Source organism: Euzebya sp. (genome assembly GCF_964222135.1).
Lineage (GTDB): Bacteria > Actinomycetota > Nitriliruptoria > Euzebyales > Euzebyaceae > Euzebya.
Genome location: NZ_CAXQBR010000067.1, coordinates 43,614 through 59,904 on the forward strand (window position 1 = coordinate 43,614; position 16,291 = coordinate 59,904).

General features: G+C 73.9%; 10 protein-coding genes. 2 read left to right on the plus strand and 8 right to left on the minus strand.

The window, feature by feature from the left end:
* The first annotated feature begins 13 nt into the window (after window positions 1-13).
* The gene (locus tag ACEQ2X_RS14585) at window positions 14-2,824 is read left to right on the plus strand and encodes a cell wall-binding repeat-containing protein (RefSeq protein WP_370326554.1); all 2,811 of its coding nucleotides are present in this window, start codon (window positions 14-16) and stop codon (window positions 2,822-2,824) included.
* A gap of 34 nt (window positions 2,825-2,858) precedes the next feature.
* Here the strand turns inward: ACEQ2X_RS14585 and ACEQ2X_RS14590 are convergent, their stop codons facing one another.
* From ACEQ2X_RS14590 to ACEQ2X_RS14605, 4 genes are all read right to left on the minus strand, one after another.
* Window positions 2,859-3,293 (minus strand): TA system VapC family ribonuclease toxin, encoded by a 435-nt coding sequence (locus ACEQ2X_RS14590; RefSeq protein ID WP_370326555.1) that lies wholly within the window; start codon window positions 3,291-3,293, stop codon window positions 2,859-2,861.
* The gene (locus ACEQ2X_RS14595; RefSeq protein WP_370326556.1) at window positions 3,290-3,535 is read right to left on the minus strand and encodes a hypothetical protein; all 246 of its coding nucleotides are present in this window, start codon (window positions 3,533-3,535) and stop codon (window positions 3,290-3,292) included. Before ACEQ2X_RS14595 ends, ACEQ2X_RS14590 begins: the two co-directional genes overlap by 4 nt.
* Before the next feature lie 77 nt (window positions 3,536-3,612).
* Window positions 3,613-3,957 carry a UPF0175 family protein gene (locus ACEQ2X_RS14600; protein WP_370326557.1) on the minus strand — a complete coding sequence of 115 codons (345 nt, stop codon included), beginning with the start codon at window positions 3,955-3,957 and terminating at the stop codon, window positions 3,613-3,615.
* Entirely contained in the window at window positions 3,954-4,409 is a 456-nt protein-coding gene (locus ACEQ2X_RS14605) for a hypothetical protein (protein WP_370326558.1), read from the minus strand. Before ACEQ2X_RS14605 ends, ACEQ2X_RS14600 begins: the two co-directional genes overlap by 4 nt.
* A 210-nt stretch (window positions 4,410-4,619) precedes the next feature.
* On the opposite strand from ACEQ2X_RS14605, the gene ACEQ2X_RS14610 reads away from it, so the two are divergent.
* On the plus strand, window positions 4,620-8,120 hold the full coding sequence (locus ACEQ2X_RS14610; RefSeq protein WP_370326559.1) for a cell wall-binding repeat-containing protein: 3,501 nt from the start codon (window positions 4,620-4,622) through the stop codon (window positions 8,118-8,120).
* Between the two features lie 61 nt (window positions 8,121-8,181).
* Here ACEQ2X_RS14610 and ACEQ2X_RS14615 read toward each other — a convergent pair whose 3' ends face one another.
* From ACEQ2X_RS14615 to ACEQ2X_RS14630, 4 genes are all read right to left on the minus strand, one after another.
* Window positions 8,182-13,014 (minus strand): cell wall-binding repeat-containing protein, encoded by a 4,833-nt coding sequence (locus tag ACEQ2X_RS14615; RefSeq protein WP_370326560.1) that lies wholly within the window; start codon window positions 13,012-13,014, stop codon window positions 8,182-8,184.
* Window positions 13,015-13,234: 220 nt separating this feature from the next.
* Window positions 13,235-14,308 carry an LLM class flavin-dependent oxidoreductase gene (locus ACEQ2X_RS14620; protein WP_372530568.1) on the minus strand — a complete coding sequence of 358 codons (1,074 nt, stop codon included), beginning with the start codon at window positions 14,306-14,308 and terminating at the stop codon, window positions 13,235-13,237.
* Window positions 14,217-14,654, minus strand: coding sequence for a cobalamin B12-binding domain-containing protein (locus ACEQ2X_RS14625; RefSeq protein WP_370326562.1), 438 nt, complete (start codon window positions 14,652-14,654; stop codon window positions 14,217-14,219). The genes ACEQ2X_RS14620 and ACEQ2X_RS14625 overlap by 92 nt, the downstream gene beginning before the upstream one ends.
* Complete coding sequence (locus tag ACEQ2X_RS14630) at window positions 14,651-16,279, minus strand: methylmalonyl-CoA mutase family protein (RefSeq protein WP_370326563.1); 1,629 nt, start codon at window positions 16,277-16,279, stop codon at window positions 14,651-14,653. The genes ACEQ2X_RS14625 and ACEQ2X_RS14630 overlap by 4 nt, the downstream gene beginning before the upstream one ends.
* Window positions 16,280-16,291 lie beyond the last annotated feature (12 nt).

Genomic DNA, 16,291 nt, shown 5'->3' on the forward strand with positions numbered 1-16,291 from the left:
TGGAGGGGAGGGGATGGTGCGACGGCTCGTGGTGGCGGTGGTCGTGGTCGCCGTGGCGGCGCTCGGCGCCCCACCGGGCCTCGCACAGGATCAGGGCGGACCGGCCACGACCGTCCCTCCCTCGGGCGGGCGGTCGGATCGGGGCGCGGCGGTGATCTCACCTGACCTGTCCGGGGACGGTCTCGACGACGTGGTCCGCACCACGGTCGACGGCCACCTGGTCGCCTCCCGCGGCCTCGACGGGCAGGTCCTGTGGGCCGGCGCTGGGATCGGCGGGGTCATCCAGTCCGCGGGCGACCTGACCGGCGACGGGCTGGGCGACCTGCTCGTGACCGACGGCGGTGACCGCACCGCAGGGACCTGCGGGGAGGGGTGCCACACCCTCACGTGGACCACCTCCGTCCGGGCGATCGACGGCCACACGGGTGCGGTCCTCTGGCAGCGCGACGTCGACGCGAGCAGCCTGTTCGAGGGCCCTCCGGTCGGGGAGGACGCCGCCGGACCGGGTACGACCGGGGTGCGGCGGCACGAGGTGAACCGCGTGCTCGAACCCGACCTGCTCCCGGACGTCACGGGCGATGGCCGGCGCGATGTGCTGCTCACCCTGAGCACGGAGTCCACCAGCTGGTCCCGACGTCGGCAGGTTGAGGGGCCGACGACCACCGACACGGTCACCTCGACGGCCAGCGGGTCCCTCGAGCTCCAGGTCCTCGACGGCGTCACCGGCGCCGTCGTCCACACCCACACGGCGCCCGAGGGCCCGTCGATCCTGGCCGGAACCGAGCTCGTCGGCGACGGTGAGGGGCTCGCGGTGATCCTCGACGGGGGCGGGACCGCCACCGCGGTGTGCACCACCCGCAGCGAGGAGCCCGACGAGTGCGTCGCCCCCCTTCCGACGCCGGGACGCCTCGAGGTGCGCGACCTCCCCGACCTGTCGCCGCACTGGTCGACCACGACCGGCCACGACCACACCAGGGTCGACGCCCGCGACGACCTCACGGGTGACGGGACTGCCGACGTGCTGATCACCACCTCCCCGCGCGGCCAGGACCCCACGACCCCGAGCGCCATCACCGCCGTCGACGGCCGGGACGGTGCGGTGCGGTGGACCCGCCCCGGTGACGCCCCCTCCGACCCCGGGGTGATCGCCGTCACCCCGCTCGAGGACGATGGGAGCGCCGACCTGCTCGTCCGGGCGTCCGGTCCCTCCGCCGGCGAGGTGTCGATCGTCCGGGTCGACGGCGCGACCGGGTCGGTGCTCGGCGAGGGCACCGCCCTGCCCGACGGCCATGGCGCCGGGGACGTCCGGCTCGCGGACGCCGGCGACGCGGACGGGGACGGCAGCCACGACGTGCTGGTGACGGCGGGCACACCCGTCGGGGAGCCGACCGCGGAGGCCCGCGGGCACGTCCGCATGGACTCGATCGTCCGGTCGGGCCGGACCGGTGCGGTGGTGAGCACCCTCCCCTCCCACTTCCAGCCCTGCCGTGAGGGGTGCGACGTCTATGAGTACGGGGTCTTCCGCCCGGTCGGTGACCTTGACGGCGACGGGCTGCTCGACGCGGTCGGCGAGCGCGTGCTGGACCCCGCGGCACCGCAGCCGCCGGGGCGCGGGGTCGCGGTGCGGATGATCGACGGCGAGGTGCTCTGGGAGGGGCCGTCCCTGTGGTCCGTCGGGGGCGTGCAGACCCCGACCGGGCAGCTCGACGGCGGCGTGGGCGGCGACCTGATCGCCGAGGTCCGGTTCGACCACACCATCCCCCGCGACAACGTGTCCGCCCTGGACGGCGCCGACGGCACCGTGATGTGGCCTCCCCGCCGCACCACCGCGACGGTCCAGCGCGTGGCCGGTGAGGATCGGATCGCCACGGCCGTCGCGGTCTCGGGGGCCGTGCACACGTCGGCGGAGACCGTCGTGATCGCCCGCGCCGACCGGTTCCCCGATGCCCTGGCCGGCGGACCGCTGGCAGCGGTCCTGGACGCCCCGGTGCTCCTCACCTCCCCCACCACCCTGGACCCGCGGGTCGCGGCGGAGATCAGCCGCCTCGGTGCGCGGACCGCGGTGCTCCTCGGTGGGACGGCCGCGCTCGACGAGCGGATCGGCGCCGACCTCATCGCGGCGGGGCTGGTGGTCGAACGGCTGGCCGGCGACGACCGGGCGGGCACCGCGGCCGCCGTCGCCGGGCGGTATGCCGAGGAGGTCGAGGCGCCCCTCGAGCGGGTGGTCGTCGCACCGGGAGGCTCGGGGGTCGCGGTCGAGGGGTGGGCCGACGCCGTCGCCGGCTCGGCGTACGGGGCGGCGACCGGCGCACCGCTGCTGCTGCTCGGTCCGGACGGCGTCCCGCCGGTCACCGCGGAGGCGCTCGCCGAGCTGGCCCCGACCGGGTCGGTGGTGCGGGTGGGGCTGGCCTCCCCGGACGACGAGACCATCGACGCGGAGCTCGAGGACCTGACCGGGGTGGCGGTCGTCCGCGTCGGCGGGCAGACGGCCACCGCCACCGCCGCGGAGGTCGCCGAGCTGGCCATCGCCCACGGGGCCAGCCCGGTGACGGTGCACCTGGCCACTGCCGGCGCGTTCCCCGACGCGCTCGCCGCCAGCGCCGCGGTGGGCGCGACCCGCGGCGTGCTGCTCCTCGCCGACCCGGGCGAGGACCCGGACGACGCACGCCACCGTGCTGTCGATGACGCCGTCCGGGTCGTCGGCCATCACGTCCCGGAGGTCCGGACGGTGACGGTCGTGGGCGGCACCGCGGCGGTGTCGCTGCACGCCGAGGGCACGATCACCGAGGTGCTCGGCGTCCCGGTCCCGGACGACGGCGGGTGACCGCGTCCCCGTGCGGGTCGACGCCGTCAGGGTCCTACTCAGGTGGTGGGCGCACGTCCAGGCGGTCGGTCCAGCGACTGAAGTCCCGATCGAAGGACCAGAGGGTCCGCACGCCCTGGCTGACGCACAGCGCGGTCATCCTGGCGTCGTGGATCCGGGGTCCGGCGACCTGGCCGTCCTGCAGCACCGCGACGAGGGCGGTCCAGTGCTCGGGCGTCTCGCCCACCACCACCGCCGAGGGCGACTCGAGCCATGCATCGACCTGGTCGACAGCCTCGTCGAGTCGGCTCGGCGGATCGAAGATCCGCGGGTGGGTGACGACGGCGAGGAACTCGTGGAGCACCGGCCACGGGAGCGCCCAGGCCGCGACGCCCTCGGCGAGGGTGCGGACCGCGCGAGCACACCGCTCGTGGAGCTCGCCATCCCGCCGGTGGGCGTGGACCAGCACGTTCGTGTCGACCGCGATCACGCGCCGCGGCCCTCGTAGATGGCGTCCCTCACGCCGGGCCAGCCCTGATCCCCGAGCTCGGCCTGCACCCCGTTGCCCCCGACGCTCGCATCGCGCAGGCGGAACTCCCCCCGCGCCGAGCGGGTCTCGACCTCGTGACGCAACCCGGCCTCGATGAGTTGGCGCAGGGACACGCCGTGGTCGTGCGCCACCTCCTTCGCCCGCTCGAGCAGCGCGTCCCCGATCTCGACCGTGGTCTTCATATGGCCCACCATATCTCGCGACCCATATGTATGGGGTCCAGCCCGCCTCCAGACTGCCCGGTGACCCCACTGACCGCTCAGCGCGCGGTGCGGTCAGCCTCCTTCGTGAGCTCGTCGACCACTTCGTCCAGAGCGCCACGGGACTCGTCCCGGACGCCCTGGGTCACCGCCACCCCCTCTGCGCGCAACAGGTCGTGAGCCTTCCAGACGTCGACCCCGAGGCTGGTGGCGAACTGGCGCAACGACACCCGTCCCTGCCGGTAGGCCTCGACGGCATCCCGCAGGTGCAGCTCGCGCAGGGCGAAGTCCGCGAGCTGGCGGAGCGCAGTCGAGCGGTCCTCCAGCCGCTCGGCGGCGAACGCGTCGATTCGCCGGAGCAGCTCCTCGTCCATCGTGGCGTTGATCCGGACGCTGCGACTCATCCCAACTCCTCGGTGTACGCGCGCTCGAGCTCGGGTGTGATGCGACCCGAGGATCCCAGCGCGGCGATCGCTCGACGACCCACGTCGGCGTCGAAGGACCCCAGCCGGACACCGAGGACCACCAGATCGGCCGTCCGCAGCCACCGCGCGCCGAGGTTCGAAGCACGCCGTCCGATCACCACGTCGTTGCAGGCCACGATGCCGACCGCGGCGGCCGCCGCCACCACGCGGGCGTCCACCGAGTCCCCGTCGGGATCGGCGAGGGGCACCACCCCGACCAGCGCCTGCTCGATCGCGACCGCGTCGGCATGCCCACTCGCCCGGCCAGCGACCACGACCTCGTCGTAGACCGCCTGGATGACGACCGGCTCGATCGGCAGCCGGCCGAGGAGCGACAGCTGGGCTGCCCACGCGAGGGAGATCAGCGTCGAGGAGTCCACGACCACCTGCATGACGGCAGGTAGACGTCCCAGCGGTCCACGCCCGGCTCGGTGACGGGGGCGACCAGCAGGCGTGGTACTGCATGATCGGCTGACGGACCTGGCCTCGTCTCACGTCCGTGACTAGCCCGAGGAGGGATTCACGCGCGGCGGGTCCGGGACGAGGATGTCGGCCGTCGAGTGGACCGGGCCGTCGTGGACGGCGTTCATCTAGGAGCGTGCATGGCGGTCAGACGTCCCGCAGCGGTGTGGGGTGCGATGGTGCTCGTGGTGCTGGCGGCGTCGACGTCGATGCCGGCTGCGGCCCAGGTCGCCCCCGCCGGCGAACCGCCTCAGTTCGAGGTCCCCGACCGCGTCGCCGAGCCGGGCCTCACCGAGGTGCTGACCGCGTACGCGGCCGGTGAGGATCGGCCGAACTTCAACGCCGACGGGGTCACCACCACGGCGGACATCTCCGGCGTCGACCTGATCACCGACGGTCGGCGGCTGGTGGTGGAGGTCAGCGTCACCGACACGTCCCCGGCCACCCTGGACGGGATCCTCGCCGCCGGCGCGGAGATCACCCACGTGGCCGCGGGGTTCGGGGTCGTGTCGGCCTGGGTCGCGCCCGCCGACCTGCGGGACCTGGCGGCCGTCGACGGCGTCACCCACGTGCGCGAGGCCCTGGCCCCCCAGCTCAACCAGGCCGCTCAACCCAAGGACGTGTGCCCGACCGGCATCGACAGCGAGGCCGACCAGCAGCTGCGCGCCGACGCGGCCCGCACCGCGTTCGGGGTCGACGGCAGGGGCGTCGAGGTGGGGGTGCTCAGCGACTCCTTCGACACCGCGCTGGCGCTCACCGACGCGACCCGCGACGTGCTCAGCGGCGACCTGCCCGGGGCCGGCAACCCGTGCGGGCGCACCGCACCGGTGGACGTCGTGGCGGAGGGGCCGACGACCGGCACGATCGACGAGGGACGGGCGATGCTCCAGCACGTCCACGACCTCGCACCGGCCACGGACCTGGCCTTCGCCACCGCGTTCAGCACCCAGCTGCAGTTCGCCGACCACATCCGTGCCCTGCGGTCCGAGGGTGCCGACGTGATCGTCGACGACGTGACCTACTTCGCCGAACCGGTCTTCCAGGAGGGCCCGATCGCCGTGGCGGTCAGCGACGTGGTCGCCGACGGCGCCGTGTACCTGTCCTCCGCCGGCAACGGCAACGTGGTGCTCAGCGACGGGCGCGAGGTGGGCAGCTACGAGGCGCCGGCACTCCGTCCGGCGGCCTGCCCGTTCACCACCGCCACGTACACCGCCTGCCACGACTTCAACCCCGACCCGGTCGCCGGTGACAGCACGTTCGGGGTCGCGGTCGCACCAGGTCGGAGCCTGTCCCTCACCCTGCAGTGGGCCGAGCCGTGGGACGGTCTGGCGACCGACTTCGACCTGTTCGTGTTCGACCAGTTCGGCGCGTTGGCCGGCCGCTCGATCCAGGACAACTTCGCCGGCAGCCCCACGATGCCCTTCGAGCGGGTCGTGGTCCAGAACACCACCGCCGCCAGCGCGACGATGTTCATCGTCGTCGCCCGCTTCGGCGACGGGGCAGAACCACGCCTCCACCTCAACATGGGCCGGAGCGGCATCGTCGCCGTCGAGTACGACGGCACCAGCGGACCCGACGTCATGGGGCCGACGATCGTCGGGCACAACGGCGGGGTGGACACGATCTCGGTGGCCGCCACCGACGTGGCCGACGGCGTCGAGGCAGAGGCGTTCAGCTCCCGCGGGCCGGTCACCCACCACTTCGGACCGGTCCGCGACGGCGGCGTCCCCGCGGAACCGCTGGCGACTCCGCTCGTGCTGGTCAAGCCCGACCTGACGGCGAGCGACGGGGCGTGCACGACGTACTTCGGGTCGCTCGGCGGGGGGTGCTACCGGTTCTTCGGGACCTCGGCAGCCGCCCCGCACGCCGCCGCGGTCGCGGCGCTGGTCCGCGACGCCGCACCTGACATGTCCTCCGCGCAGGTGGCTGATCTGCTGCGGATGTCCGCGGCACCGATGGTCGGTGGTCCGCATTCGGTCGGTGCGGGGCTGGTCGACGCCCACGCCGCGCTGGACGCGTTGCGACCGACCGGGGTCACCGCCACCCCCGGGCCGGGGAGCGCGACCGTCGCGTGGACGCCGCCACCGGTGGAGCCCGGCCCGGTCGTGGGCTACCGCATCCGCGTCCACGTCGCCGGCGCGGTCGTCGACACCATCGACGTCGGCGACGTCACCACCGCGGACGTCCGCCACCTGGACGAGACGGCAGCGCACACGGTCACGGTGGCCGCGCTGACTGCCAGCGGTGAGGTCCTGCCGTCGGACCACAGCAGCCCGGCCACGCCCCTGGCCGCCACGGCCCCGGGCGCACCCACCGCGGTGGTGGCGACCCCCGGTGATGGACGTGCGCAGGTGGCCTGGACCCCGCCGGCCGACGACGGCGGTGCGCCGATCACCGGGTGGGTGCTGCGGGCCGACGACGGCACGGGGGTGGTCGCGGAGGTGGACGCCCTCTCGAGCCCGGCCACCATGACGGGGTTGACCAACGGCACGTCCCACACCGTGACCGTCGCCGCGGTGAACGCGAAGGGCGAGGGCGCAGCGTCCGCACCCTCGGCCCCGGTCACGCCGTTCCGGCCGGCCCCGATCGGTGGAGGGGGAGGGACACCGCCGACCGAGGACCCCGACGGGCCGCCGGACCCCGACGAACCGGACGAGCCGGAGCCGCTGTTCATCAACCTCCGCCTGGACGACGGGGACGCCGGTGATCCGGGGGGCGGCGGGTCGGAGACCTCCATCGCCTTCAGCGAGCTGGCGTTCCCGAGCGCGGGCGCTGCCTTCGCCCAGGCCGGGCCGGCAGAGGCGCTCCTGGCCAGTGAGCAGGTGTTCGCCGACGCGCTGGCCTCCGGTTCGCTCCAGGACGACCGGCCGCTGCTGCTGACCGACCCGTCGTCGCTGGAGCCCGCGGTGCTAGCGGAGCTGCGACGCCTGGACGTCACGACCGTCCGGATCCTCGGTGGGGAGGACGCCGTGGCCGCCGACGTCGCGACCGCACTGGTCGATGCCGGCTTCGACGTCGTCCGCACCGCAGGGGCGACGCGCCTCGAGACCGCCGCGGAGATCGCGGGGCTGTCACGCTCGAGCGAGGGGTTCGTCGCCCGCGCGTTCCCCTCGCCCGACGCCACCGATCCGACGCAGGCGTTCGCGGATGCGCTGGCCCTGGGGGCCTGGGCCGCGGTCGACGGCGCACCGATCCTGCTGAGCCAGTCGGACCAGTTGTCCACCACGACCGCAGAGGCCCTCGGTGGGCTGACCGCCCTTCGGATCATCGGCGGCACGGGCGCGCTCGGGCGGGCCGTCGAGCAGGCGGCCGCCGCCACCGTGGCGGGCGTCGAGCGGATCGCGGGCGCCACGCGGTTCGACACCGCGACCGCCATCGCCACCGCGCGCGGGTTCTCCCCCAGCTCGCAGGCGGACGCGGTCATCGTGATCGAGGGTCAGTCGCCCTCCGCCTGGACCGCCGGGTTCACCGCGGCGGCGCTGTCAGCCCGGTGGGACGCCCCGGTGGTCCTCGCCAACGGCGATGACCTGCCATCGGCGACCGAACGCCTCCTGCGATGGTCCGTGACGGCGGACGCAGACGTGGTCTGCGTGGCGGACGCGACGGCGTGCGCCGCAGCCCTCGACATCGTCCGTGACTGACCCTGAGCCATGATCGAGTCCGACGGGCCCGGGAGCGGTTCCGGGCCCGTCCGACCCGCCGCTACGGCAACGCGCGCTGCAGCGTCGTCAGCACGTCGTCGGACAGCGCAGCGCTGCCGCCGAAGACGGTGACGCCGCCGATGGTCCACGACCGGGCCGTCAGGTAGGTGCGGACGCGCGCGGGCAGGTCGCCGCTGCTGACGAGCAGCAGCGGGTCGCCGTGCGCGCCCAGGACGGGGGCGGCGACGAGCGCGTCGGGGAAGTCCCCCGCGGGTGCCACGCCCACGTGCCCGGGCTGGTCGAAGAACGCCTCGGCCACGAGCGCCGCCGTGTCGACGCGGTCGTCGCCGACCAGCGGTGTGGCTCCCGGGTCGGCCGCGGCCGCGGCGCCCCCGACCGCGTAGCGGGTTGCCTCGCCGTGTGAGGCGAGGTACGCCGCCGTGGCCGGGGACTGCTGGTCGCCGGCGGTCAGCAGGACCGCTCCGCCGGAGGCCGCGGCAGCGGGACCCGCCGCCATCGCGTCGGGGAAGTCGGTGCCGGTGGCCTGGAACACGACCTCCGGCGACCCGAGGTGCTCCGCGATCGCCACCGCGGTGGCGTAGCGGTCGGTGCCGGCGACGCGGACGACGACGTATCCGAGGGCCTCCACGGCCGTGGCGACGCCCTCGTCGAGTGCCGCGGTGCCGCCGAGCAGGTAGACGGTGCCACCGGCCGGCAGCAGCCGCCCGATCTCCTCGACGATCTCCGGGTACAGCGCCGTCCGGCCGGTGAGCAGGAGGGGCGCGGATTCGGCGACGGCCAACGGACCACCCGTGAGGGCGTCGGCGTAGACGTCGTCGCGGGCCAGGACCACCGCACCGGCGGTGCCCTCCGCGGGCCACGCCGCGCGTGAGGCGGCGACGGCGGTGCCGACCCGGGTCTGTCCGGCCATGCGATCGGCCGGGGTCGCACCCGCGGCGAGCTGGAGGTCGTCCAGATCTCCGAAGGACGGCCTGCTGTCCTCGGTGATCACCACGACCAGCTCGCCGGTGTCGGGGTCGACCGACGTGCCCTGGAGCTTGAGCCACGCCTCGCCGTCCCACCAGTAGAGGGCGGTGGCGTCGGGGTCGTCCAGGCGCAGCTCGAAGGTGTCGAAGCCGTGGCCCGGGCTGGTGCGCACGTCGTAGTAGTCGTCCTCCCCCGCGCCGGGGGCCGGCGAGGTCGGGGTGTCGGGGAGGTGGGCGACGGTGACGCCACCCCGTCCGGTGCCGGTGCCGCGCAGGGGCCCGGTCGTGGCGGTCGCGTCGTCGTCCTCGTCCTCGGAGACGTCGGAGTCCTCATCGGTGGCGCCCGGCGGCGCCGGCGGGGCCGTCACGGGAGGTGCGGGCGTCGGCGTCGGGGACGGCTGTGGCGCCGTCGGCCCTCCGGAAGGTCCGGGGACCACCGGGGGTGCGGTGACGTCGGTCGTCACGGGACCGCTGGTGTCGTTGGACGCGTCGGCATCCCGGATGGAGGTGGTCGCCGATGCGGACGCGGTCAGCGTCCCGATCGTCGTCGCCGTGGCGGTCAGGCCGCCGGTCCAGGTCGCCCCGGCCGCGACGGTCCCCACCGCACAGGTGAACGTCCCGCCTGCGACCGTGCACGGCACGGCGCCGGTGGGGGCGGCGAGACCGGCGGGGATCGGACCGGACACCACCACGTCAGCGGCGTCCTGGGGACCCAGGTTCCGGACGGTGACGGTGAACGCCACCTGACCGCCGCGGACCACGGCCGCGGGTGCGGTCAGGCTCACGGCGAGGTCGGCGACGGCACCGGTCGTGGAGGTCCACGTGGCGACGTCGTCATCGGCGACCAGGTCGACCGCTGCCGTCGACGCGGTGGCCTGGTGGACGAGGAACCCCGGGGTCGACGGCGCGGTCGTGGTCAGCACGGCCTGGGCGGTCTGGCCGACACCGAGGGTGCCGACGTCGCACCGCAGCGGCGTGCCGGCGCAGCCGGTGGTGCTGCTGGTCGTGGCCGCCGCGCCGGTGACGGAGGTTTGGAGCTCGGTGGTGGTGGCGTCGTCCGGCCCGTGGTTGATGACGGTCGCGGTGAAGATCGCGCTGCCGTCGAGGGCCATGCGGGCAGGGCCCGTGACCGCGACGGCGAGGTCGGCCTGGCGCTGCACCGCAGTCGTGGCCGGGGCGCTGGGGTCGTTGTGGATCACCACGTCGACGGCGGTGGTGCCGGCGACCGCGGTGGCGGTGAGATCACCCTCGGTGGAGGGGGCGTCCGCGGTGATCGTCCACGTCGCCTCGTCCCCGACCACGAGGTCGTCCACGGCGCAGCGGATGGCGCCCAGATGCGGGGTGCACCCGGTGGGGATGACCACGTCGGTCATCCCAGCGGGGAGGGTCAGATCGACCGACGCCTGCGGCGCGGTGTTCGGGCCGTGGTTCTCGACGCCGACGACGTAGGTGACGTCCGCGCCGAGCGACACCGCGCCGGGCGCGGCGAGGGTTGCGGACATGTCGGCGTGGGCGCTGACGACGGTGGAGGTCAGCGCGGTCCGCTGGGAGCCGGCCAGGGCGGCGGTGACCTGTGCGTCGTTCTCGACCGTCGTGGGCGTGCTGGGCGCGGTGGCGGTCCACGCGGCAGTGGCGTCCGCGCCGGCGGCCAGGTCGCCGACGGTGCAGTCGACATGAGTGCCGCCGGTGACAGCGCAGCCCGTGGAGGTGGTGGTGGGGTCGCTGAGACCGGCGGGCACGTCGTCGCTGATGACGACGTCCTCGGCGACGACCGTGCCCGCGTTCTCCACGTCGATCTCGTAGTCGATCGTGCCGCCCAGCGGCGCGCTGGCCGGTGCGGTCACGACCGCGGTGAGGGTGGGCGCCTGCTGGATCCGCACCTCCCGGCGTGCGTGGTCGTTGCGGGCGTCGACGTCTACACCGGTCGTGCTGGCGGTCGCGTGCACGACTGCGGGGGTGGTCGCGTCGGGTGTGGACGCGGCGACGGTGAAGGTGGCGGTCTGCCCGGCGGCCAGGTCACCGGTCGGGCACGTGGCGCTGGTGCCGCTCGGCGTGCACCCGCCGGCGCTGGTGATCGCCAGCGCACCGGTGGTGATCTCGACCTGACCGCCGACAGCGGTCTGCGCACCCACGTTCGACACGGTGACGTCGATGACCAGGTCCTGCGTCGCGGTCACGACGACAGGGGCGTCGATCGTGACGGCCAGGTCGCCGTGCGGCTCGACGGTGGTGGCGGCGACGGCGGTGGTGTCGTTGGCGTGGACGGGGTCGAACGCCGACCCTGAGACGCGGGCGGCGTTCCGGAGGGTCCCCGGCGTGCCCGGGGCGGTGGCGGAGGCCACGAGGTCATGGGTGGCGCCGACGGGCAGGTTCGGCACGGCGCAGGTCACGACCTGGCCGGTGACGTCGCAACCCGGGGCGGTGATGGCGGTCACACCGGCCGGCAGCTCGTCGGTCACGACGACGTCGGTGGCGGTGCTGGGCCCGTGGTTGGTGACCTGCAGGCCGTAGTCGACGATGCCCGAGAGCGGGACCGACGCGGGCGCGGCCTGGTGGATCGCCAGGTCGGCGCGGGTGGTGACGACGGTGCGGGCGAAGAGGGCGGGGGTGCCGTCGCCGCGGGGTCCGTCGCCATCGATGACCAGGCCGTCGGCCAGGTCGGTCCCCACGGGCACGGAGCCGTCCAGGTCGACCGGGATGCTGATGGCCGGCAGCTCGGTGCCGGGCCGCAGGGGGTTGTCGGGGTCGGGGGTGGTGGTGCACGTGACGGTGGCGTCGCCGGTCGTCCCCTGGCAGCTCCAGCTCGCTCCGGCAGACGGCGTCCCGGCGAGCGTGACGCCGACGGGGAGGTCGTGGGTCACGACGATCGGCGCGCCCTGTGGCCCACCGGTGGCCCGGATGCCGGCGCGGTGGATCAGCGTGGTGGTCGCGCCGGCGACCGGAGGCTGCCGGTCGGCGGTCTCGACGGTGACGAACGGCTGGGCCTCGACGGCGACGATGCTCTCGACGTCCAGGCCCCAGACCTCATGGACGTTGTTGGACCCGCCGGTGGACGCGGCGAAGCCGAACTTGAAGGTGTCGGCGTCGCGGTACTGAGCCGGCTGCGGGGTCTCGATGACGAGGTCCCCATCGACCCAGACGCGGATGTCGCGCTGGGGAGCGGTGGAGGGGTCCACCTGGATCCGGACGGTCACCGCGGCAGTCGAGCGGGTGTTGCGAGCAGCGGCGTAGATCGGCGCGGGGGCGTGGTCGAGGAAGCAATAGCCGACCTCGCCGTTGCCTGGGCCGCGGACCACGACGTGGTTGCGCCCCTCGAGCTCACGCGTGTTCGGCGCCGGCACCGCGCAGCTGCCGCCGTCGAAGGTGCGGTTGGAGTTGTTGCCCCAGGCGTCGAGCGCGACGTTGAAGAGGCCGTTGGCCACACCGTCGGTCGGGCTGGTCGGGCTGCCCCCGTAGCCGAGCCACCCGCCCAGCGCACCCGGGGCGGTCAACTTGGTCTCGCCGTCGACGACGAACAGGCTGATGCCGTCCGCGCCGGTGCCGCCGTACTGGGCCTGCTGGAAGGTGATGTCCAGACCGCCGCTGGTCGGCAGGGCGTGGTTGTAGAGGACGTAGCCCGCGGCGTTGTTGACCGCACGGGTCAGGCGCAGCGCCCCGGCGCCGTCGACGTCCACCGTGCCGGTGGTGCACGCGGCGATGGAACTCGCCCCGGCGTCGCTGCTGGCGGTGAGGCAGGGCGGGTTCGGCGATCCCCCGGCGGTCCAGTCCCCGGGGTTCTGGACCGCAGTCCCGGTGAAGGACTCGTTGGTGAGCGTCGTCAACCCCCCGGTCTGGGCGGATGCGGGCAGGCTGAGCAGGGTGAGCAGCAGCGCGAGCGAGAGCAGCGCTGCGGGTGCGCGACGTGGCAAGGGAGGGCTCCTGTCGGCATCCGTGCCGACGGTACGAAGAAGACCGGCAGGCGATCCGATCAGGGCTTCGGAGCCATCGGCCCGGCGGCGCCCGGGATTAGCGGACCAGCATGCGCACGGCCGTGAATGGCTCCCCCAGGCCACCGGAGGTGGTCAGATGGCGTACGCGACGCCGACCGGTCGTCGCCGGCCAGGGGCCACCCAGCGTCGTCGCCGGCGGTCAGCGGCCCTTGATGGCCGGGAGCAGCGTCGAACCTGCGTGGTGGACCAACTGGTCAGCCATTGCGGCGGGGACACCCGGCACGATCAGGCGCAGCAGCAGGGTGGCGTTTGCGTAGGACCCCAGGCGGTCGACGACCGGCGAGATCGACTCGATGACCTGATCGGTGGTGCCGCGGACGAGCGCCGGCGGGCGCTCCGGCAGTGCCATCCACTCGGTGTAGCGCCGATGCTGGTACTCGGCGCCCGCCATGATCACGTCCGTCGGCACGCCGGCGTCCTCGAGCACCACGGCCAGGTGGATCCCGACGTGGAACACGTCCCGGTCGTGGGGTTCGACGGCGAGGACGTCCAGCAGCCGGATCGCGTGGTCGACGTCTCCCCCACCGGTCAGGTAGCCGTCCCCGATCGACACCGCGCGTCGGATGGCCGCCGGCGAATGGCCGCCCAGCAGCATCGGCGGGCGGACGTCCAGCACCGGACGGAACCATGCCCCCCGCGCCTCCTGGCCCGTGTGGAGGCGGCGGCAGACATCCACGGCAGCGTGGAGACGTCCCACCCGATCCTGCCGTCGGACCCCGAAGGGCGGGAACTCCTCCGGGCGGTAGCCGATGGCCATGCCGAGCAGCAACCGGTCACCCGACACCAGCTGGACCGTCGCCGCATCTTCGGCCAGGCGCACGGGGTGGTGGAGCGGCGCGAGCACCACGCCGGTCCCGATGCGGATGCGGGAGGTGACTCCGGCCATCGCTGCCGCCGCGACGAGCGGTGAGGTGAGGTACCCGTCGTCGGTGAAGTGGTGCTCGCTGACCCAGATGGAGTCGAACCCCGCCCGTTCAGCGGCGATGGCCCGATGGACCATGCCGCGGAAGGGTTCGTCCCCCGCGGGGGTCTGCGCGGTGGGCGTCTGGCCGGTCAGCAGCGCCAAGCCGACGGCCAGCCCGCTCTCCGCGTCGGCACTCGGTGACGTCAGGATGCCTTGATCACCTCTCAGCGCGGCCCGTGATCCGACGGACCTCGGCGACGATGTCGTCGAGCGCAGAGCCGGGTGGGAAGGAACGGACACCCAGCTCATCCAAGCGGGCGACGGACTGCGGGGGCAGCGTGCCGCCGGCGAGGACAGGTGCCTCCACCTCCGCGTCGTGCAGTGCAGCGATGATCCGCTCGACGACGGCGATGTGCCCGCCGACGTGCAGCCCGATGACGTCCACGTCCTCGTCGATGGCCGCCCGGACGATCTCCTCGCCACGCGCCATCCCCAGGACGACCACCTCGAACCCCGCGTCCCGCAGCGTCCTCGCCACCAGGGCCGGCCCCCGCCAGTGCCCGTCCAGCGCCGTCTGCGCCATGAGCACCTTGACCGGTCGACGTCCTCCGCCTCCGGCCGCGGCGCCGCCTGCTACGTCCACGTCAGCGCTCACCACCTGATCGGGGAGTCCCAGTCGCCGAACTCCGCGCGGAAGACGTCGCCGATCTCCCCGATGGTCGCGTCTGCCGCCACGGCCTCGAGGACGGCCGGCATGGTGTTCGCACCGGTCGCGCATGCGCGCCCGAGCTCGCGCAGCGCTGCGGTCGTGGCGGCGCCGTCGCGCTCGCGCCGCAGTGCGGCGAGTCGCTCCATGCCGCGCTCCCAGGCGTCGGTCGTGCCCTCGAACCCCTGGACGGTGAAGGGGCTGACGTCTGACCGTGCCGTGGTCACGCCGATCGTGTGCGCGTTCCCCTCCCGCCGTCGACGGTTCAGCTCGGCCTCGTTGTCGCGCGCCAGGTCGTGCAGCCAGCCGTCGTCCAAGCAGGCGATGAAGCCCCCGCGCGCCTCGATCTGCTCGAAGACCGCCCAGGCCGCCTCGAGCACGTCCGCCGTCAGCGACTCGATGAAGTACGACCCCGCGAAGGGATCGGCCACCGCCATCAGCGGCGTCTCGTGCTGCAGGATCTGCTGGGTGCGGATCGACATCTGGTGGGCGTGGTCAGAGGGGATCGAGATCGCCTCGTCGTAGCCGGACACCCCGAGGGACTGCGCGCCTCCGAGGACACCGGCCAAGCCCATGATCGTGCCGCGGACCAGGTTGTTGAGGGGCTGCTGGTAGGTCATCGCGGACCCGGCCGTCAACGCGTGGATGCGCAGCTGCGACGAGCGCGGGTTCGTGATGCCGTACCTGGTCGCCAGGAGGTCGTGCCACATCTTCCTGGCGGCCCGGAACTTCGCGACGTCCTCGAAGAGGTCCATCGATGCCCGCAGGTTGATGCCGCCCACCCCTCGTGCGAGGGCGCTGAGGTCGGCGTGACCGCGCCTGGCGATCTCATCGAGGTGCGCCACCGCAGCCGCCATGACCGCGCCCAGCTCCTGCACGCCGTTCAAGCCGCTGTCGGCCCCGTTGTACCCCGCGATGGAGACGGGGACCCAGTGCGGGAGGTGCTGTTCGCAGAACTCGATGATGTCCGCGTTCAACCGGAGCCCTGCCGCCGGGGGGATCTGCTGCTTGGGCGGGCACCCGACGTAGGTGAGGAAGAAGTCGCTCTGGCCGGTCCCGTAGAGGCGGTCCAAGGCGATCCCCCGCCGACGCGCCACGGTCCAGTAGGCGGCCAGGGTGAACGGCGCGTGCTGGACGACGCCTCCGCCGGGGTGGGCGTACACCGACTCGAGCGGGATGCCCTCGAGGACGGTCTCGTAGTCCCGCACGCTCATGATCACCGCACCGACGCGTCCCACGTCCTCGCGACGCGCGACGACCTCCGGGTTGTCGACGTCGTACAGGTGGTCCGCGGTGTTCCGGTCGTGCTCCATGATGAAGCCGGTCTCACCCTGCTCGAGCAGGAACCGCAGCCGCCGGCCCTCGTCCTCGGGGTTGCCGTAGCCGCTGAGCTGGAAGATGCGCCACGGCTGCGTCCGGTACATGCCCTCGTAGGGCCCGCGGAGGAACGGCGCTCGGCCCGGCGGTGCCCCGACAGCCGCCCACCAGTCGTCCGGTACGTCGCTCGCGTCGTACCAGGGTGCGAGCGGAAGCCCCGACGCGGTGCGCCACCCGTCCGTCACGTGCTCTGCCACGACCATCGCTCC